We start from the raw sequence: 5,320 nt of genomic DNA, 5'->3' as shown, positions 1-5,320 counted from the left end.
ATTCGGCGGCGGGCAGCTTGTCCTCGCGCAGGCAGTATTCGAGCGCGAAATTGGGTCCCGGTGTGTGCGTGGCGCGCACGTCGCTGATCAGCCGAAGCCAGGACGACGGCCGGGCGAGGAAGTCCAGGGGCGACATCGCATGCGTGGTGCCGCCCAACAGCACGACGAACATGTAGGCCGAGATCAGCCCCATGTCGTGGTGTTGCGGCAGCCACGAGGCCACCACCACGTCGCCGCTGGCGGAGGCGAGACCGTTGGCGATGATGTTGGCGTGGGTGACGATCACGCCTTTGGGATCACTGGTCGAGCCCGAGGTGTACTGCAGGAAGAGCACCTCGCCGGGAGTGTCTGCGACGGGCGCGCCACCGAAGTCCTGGGCACCGTCGGTGGCGAACCAGGGCAGCTCGGGCAGGGCGGCGCCCGACTCGTTCGCCCAGGCCTGCGCGCCTTGGCGCTGACCGAGCAGCAGGCGGAAATCGTACTCGAACTGCTTTGTCGACAGCACGGCCTTGGCCCCGCAATCGCGCGCGACGAAGCTGAGTTTGGCCAACCCTGAATCAAAGGACATCGGCAAGGGCGGGCTGACCGGAACGGCGATCACCCCGATGCGGGCGCACGCATAGAGCGCCGCGATCATTTCCAGACCGGGCGGGTAAACCAGTAGCGCACGATCGCCTGACTTGAGGCCGGCGTCCTTGGACAGGTAAGCGGCCAGTTCGCGGGTGCGTTCGGCGAAGCCCTGGTAGGTGTAGTGCTCGAGTTCGCGGCCATCGGCATCGACGAACCGGAAGAGGGTCTGGTCCGGCTTCAGCGCTTCCCCCTTGTGCAGGTAATCGATCAGCGTCTCCATGTCGGAGCGATCCCCCTTCCAGGTTGGTTTAGCCCGAGAACGACTTTCGTCGTAAATATAAAAACCAATGTAGCGCCGCAAGCCCGCCCCAAGCAAAACATCGACCAGCATTAATGGGTTTCACACAACGCTTTCACAGTTGAAACTTAACTGGCGAAATTAATTGCGCGAATGCTGATCTACGCGCCTACGGACTTCAGTATCTCAGGTGCCTACGAGCTGGGGTTACCGTCGCTGTCGCGTCTGAAATACTGATATACGCATGTACGAATTCGCGTATTTACTATTGGCGGTTCCGGACGTCAGACCGCGATCCAATAAATCGCTTTTACGTTCGTCACACCCAGGGTCGGAATAAATCAGAACAAAGGCTTTTTCGGCTCGGGTCTACCGGGGCTGTGCGATGCGGATCCGCGGGCCGGCGCGGGCCACCAGCTTCACGATGTCAAGGAAGCGCTCGCCGTCGATGATGGGCGACAGTGGCTCGCCCTCGGCTTCGATGATCATCTCGTGGCCGTTGACATCGCGTAGCCCATCGCCGCGAAGCAGGCCGTTGGTGAGCGCGGTCGGAAGCTGCGCCACGATCTTCGATGGCCGTAGATGGCCGGCCTGGAAATGCAGCGCGCCGGGCTTAGCGGCCTTCGGGAACAACCGCAGCGGGCCACCGATGCGCAGGTCGATCGCGCCGGCGTGCAACAGGCTGTGGGTGCGCGACGGAACCTCGTCGCCGTCGATGACCACACGTGCCCGCGTCGGCGTGAACAGGATCGAGGCGTAGTTCGGCGTCTTCACCCGGCTCGGGGCGATCTTGGAGGTGATGTAGTCGCCGAAGCTGCGGGCGATCACCCGCGCGACGGCCAGCCGGCCGTGATCCGGTGCGTCGTAATACCGGTCGTAGAACCGGTTGCCCACACCCCCGGCCGCCAGTCCGAAGCAGAGCCGATGAAATGCCGTGCCGTCGGCGGTGTGACCGTCGATCACCAACGTGTCCAGGAACACCTCGGGCGGAGGTTGATCCTTTTCCGCGGCGGCCGCCAGCGCGCGGATGATCGCTTCGGGGCGCCCACGCACCCGGGCCTTTCGCGCGACGGCGTTGACGCTGCCGCCGTTGGTCGGGACGAAGGTGGGCCAGCGCTGCGGGTCATCGATGCACTGCTCGATGTCGTTGATCAGCCAGTGCAGTGCGCCGTCGCCGCCGTCACCGACCAAATGGGTGACCCGGGACGAGATCTGGCGGATGGTTTCCCGGAGCTCGTCGATGGAAGCGGTCTCATGAACCTCGCCCCAAGGGCCGACGATGCGACGCAACTCGGCGATGCGGTCGCGAGAAGCGGCACGATTTTTCCGCGCTTTCGGATTGACGATGACACCTAGATACATCCGGCGATCCCCGGTGCGTACCTGACAACATTCCGCCGTCTTGGCAACCGCTCAGGTGGGATTTCGCTGGTCATCCCAGGCACGATACCGGGCGTACCGATAGACCAGTGACGCTCCCGCGTGCCGCCGCAAGGCGCCTCGGCCCGAAAGCCTTCGGCGCAATTGCGAAGTTAGGGTGTCTGCCATGGCCGATTGGACCGCAGCAGAGCTGCCCTCGTTCGCCGGAAGAACGATCATCATCACCGGAGCCAACGCCGGGCTGGGCGAGGTCACCGCCCGCGAGTTGGTTCGGGCCGGCGGCCACGTCATCCTGGCGGTCCGCAACACCGCTAAGGGTCAGACCGCCGCCGCGCGCATGACCGGCTCAGCGGCCGGAACAGCTGAGGTGCGTCAGCTCGACCTGCAGGATCTGTCGTCGGTGCGCCGCTTTGCCGAAGGCATCGACGCGGTCGACATTCTGGTCAACAACGCCGGCATCATGGCCACCAACCACGCGGTGACCGTGGACGGTTTCGAAGGCCAGATCGGCACCAACCACCTGGGTCATTTCGCGTTGACCAACCTGCTGTTGCCCAAGCTGACCGACCGCGTGGTCACGGTGTCCTCGCTGATGCACCACTTCGGCTACATCAGCCTCAAAGACCTGAACTTCGAGTCGCGGCCGTATTCGGCGTGGCTGGCCTACAGCCAGTCGAAGCTGGCCAACCTGTTGTTCACCAAGGAGCTGCAGCGACGGTTGAATGGCGTGCCCACGTCGCTGCGGGCGCTGGCGGCTCACCCCGGCTGGTCGCACACCAACCTGCAGGGCAACTCGGGCCGCAAGCTGGGCGACGCGGCGGTGCTGGCGGTCGACCGGATCGTGTCCACCGACGCCGAGTTCGGCGCCCGCCAGACGCTGTACGCGGTCTGCCAGGACTTGCCGGGCGACACCTTCGTCGGTCCCCGATTCGGGCTGTACGGCCGCACCCAGCCGACGTGGCGCAACTGGCCGGCGAAGCGCGTCGGCACCGCCACCGCGCTCTGGGAACTGTCCGAGCGGCTCACCGGGACGAAATTCCCGCTCTGAGGCGGTTTGGGCGACGTCGTCGCTCGAGCGGATAACCGTCAACCCGCCGGTCCGCTCGAGCCGTGACTAGATTGGTTGGGTAGCGCCATCGCTACCCAGCAAGGAGGTAATGCCATGTCGGACGCGCATCTGGCGGCCATTATCGCCCTGTGCGCCGCGCTGGCGTCCGCGGTCGGCAACGTGATCCGGCAACGGTCCGCGCAGGAGGTCACCGACAAACAGGTGGGCCATTTGACGTTGTTTGGCATGTTGCTGCGCGATAAGCGTTGGTGGCTGGGCGGTTTGGGAGACATCGGCAGTTACGTCCTGCTGGCTGCCGCGCTGGACAAGGGCTCGGTTTTGCTGGTGATGTCGCTGCAGGTGACCGCGCTGTTGTTCGCGCTCCCGCTCTACGTGCGCATGACCGGTAACCGCATCACCCGCCAGGAGTGGACGTGGGCGCTGTTGTTGGCGGTGGCGCTGGCGGTACTCATCGCGGTCGGAGATCCGACCGGTGGCCAGCAGCGGGCGCCGCTGCACATCTGGATCGCGGTGGCCGTGGTGCTCGGCCCGCTGTTGCTGCTGGGTTTGCTGGGCGCGCGTATCTGGGCGGATCGCCCGGTCGCGGCGCTGCTGCTGGCGGCGGTGGCCGGCACGTTGTTGGCGGTATTCGCGGTGCTGATGAAAGGCGTCGTCGACATCCTTGAACACCATCCGGGCCAGTTGTGGCACACCTTCGAGTTCTACGCGCTGGTGTTCTGCGGGGTGGCCGGAATGATCTATCACCAATCGGCCTATCGCGCCGGGGCCCTCACCGCCTCGCTGCCGACCATCATCGTGGCCAAACCCGTGGTGGGTGGGGTCCTCGGCATTGTCGTACTCGGGGAAACGCTGGTGGCCGGCGGCTGGGAGTGGCTTGTGCTTGCGGTGACCGCGGTGCTGGTGTTCGTCGCGACGGTGGGCCTGGCCCGCGGTGAGGCCGCCTCTATGTCGGCCGGCGCCGGGCGTGACGTGAAGTCCAGCGCTCGGCCGACGGCACCCTCCCAGGCTTGAGCGTCACAGCAGTCCGGGCAGTTGTCGGTCGGTCGCGTATTTGACGATGACGGCCGGCGAGACATGTGGAATGGGGCGTCAAGCCGATAGAACGACCTCGGCGCCACGCCGGTGGCCACCACACTGACCACCATCCAGGTGACCATGTCCGACAGATTGAGCTGGCCCGCATGCGTGGTGGCTCCGCCAGCGACAGGAAAACACTCAACCGAGAATGGGCGCGCTAGCGAATGGCTTTTGCCAAGCATTTGCGGCGTAGGTTCCCGCGAGCCACCCGGTGGGCGGCGTAGTCGGACGAACTAAGGGTTGATCGTGTTGTCGCCGACCTGGCGGCCCCAGACGTACTCGATCGCATACGGCGATCCGGTGTCCAGGTGGTTGTAGGGGGCGATGCTGTTGGCGGTGTCCATCACCAACTCAGGTGCTGGCCAAAAGTCACGGGTGATCGGCTGCCAGCATCCCGGCGCACCGCCGGGGCCGCCGCGCGCGTTCACCCTCGGCAGGTTCTCCGGGTAGATGTAAGGGTTCGGAGCGCCGCCGACCACCCCGGCGATGCCGCCCACCAGCGATGCGATGACGGGCACCGCGGACACCGGGTTCGCAATCAGCCCCAGCCCGGACAGCACCTTGGTGTTCATGTTCAGCGAGTAGCCGTTGAATCCGCCCTCGGCCGCACCCGTCGCCGCCAGCGCACCCTGTTCGTTGCGCATCAAGCAATAGATTTCCGGGCTGTAGGTGTCCAACAGCTGCGCCGTCGGCACCAGATCGGCGGCACCGCGGGCCAGATACGGCCCACCCTTGTTGAACAGATCCGCACCGGTGTTACCGAACCCGGCCGCCGACAACAACGCCTGATCCAAATCCTTCTGCTGGGCATTGATGGTCCGCGAGGTGATCACCGCGTTGTTCAAAAAATCGAACAGATCCGGCGCCGCGTTCGCATAGGTATCGCCCAACGCCGCCAACTGCTGAATGTCCTTGCGCGCCTGGGG

The 5,320-nt window shown here is 65.1% G+C and carries 5 protein-coding genes; 2 read left to right on the top strand and 3 right to left on the bottom strand.

Going from position 1 to position 5,320, the window contains the following annotated elements; genetic code table 11:
* Together A5625_RS08265 and A5625_RS08260 are read right to left on the bottom strand one after the other, a co-directional pair.
* A partial coding sequence (locus tag A5625_RS08265; protein WP_156748042.1) for an AMP-binding protein occupies positions 1-850 on the bottom strand: 850 nt, incomplete at its 3' end.
* Between the two features lie 387 nt (positions 851-1,237).
* Positions 1,238-2,230 (bottom strand): diacylglycerol kinase family protein, encoded by a 993-nt coding sequence (locus A5625_RS08260; protein WP_066991404.1) that lies wholly within the window; start codon positions 2,228-2,230, stop codon positions 1,238-1,240.
* Positions 2,231-2,414: 184 nt separating this feature from the next.
* On the opposite strand from A5625_RS08260, the gene A5625_RS08255 reads away from it, so the two are divergent.
* Both A5625_RS08255 and A5625_RS08250 read left to right on the top strand, forming a co-directional pair.
* Positions 2,415-3,296 (top strand): oxidoreductase, encoded by an 882-nt coding sequence (locus tag A5625_RS08255; RefSeq protein ID WP_066991399.1) that lies wholly within the window; start codon positions 2,415-2,417, stop codon positions 3,294-3,296.
* Between the two features lie 114 nt (positions 3,297-3,410).
* Positions 3,411-4,328: a DMT family transporter gene (locus tag A5625_RS08250; protein WP_066991396.1), complete on the top strand. Its 918-nt coding sequence runs from the start codon at positions 3,411-3,413 to the stop codon at positions 4,326-4,328.
* Between the two features lie 299 nt (positions 4,329-4,627).
* Here the strand turns inward: A5625_RS08250 and A5625_RS08245 are convergent.
* Positions 4,628-5,320, bottom strand: a 693-nt coding sequence (locus A5625_RS08245; protein WP_197516019.1) for an MCE family protein, incomplete at its 5' end; no start/stop codon positions are given.

It is taken from the genome of Mycobacterium sp. 1465703.0, assembly GCF_001672975.1.
Classification (GTDB): Bacteria; Actinomycetota; Actinomycetes; order Mycobacteriales; family Mycobacteriaceae; genus Mycobacterium.
Note: the sequence above shows the minus strand (reverse complement) of the source record. Positions and strands in the feature narration are given on the sequence as shown.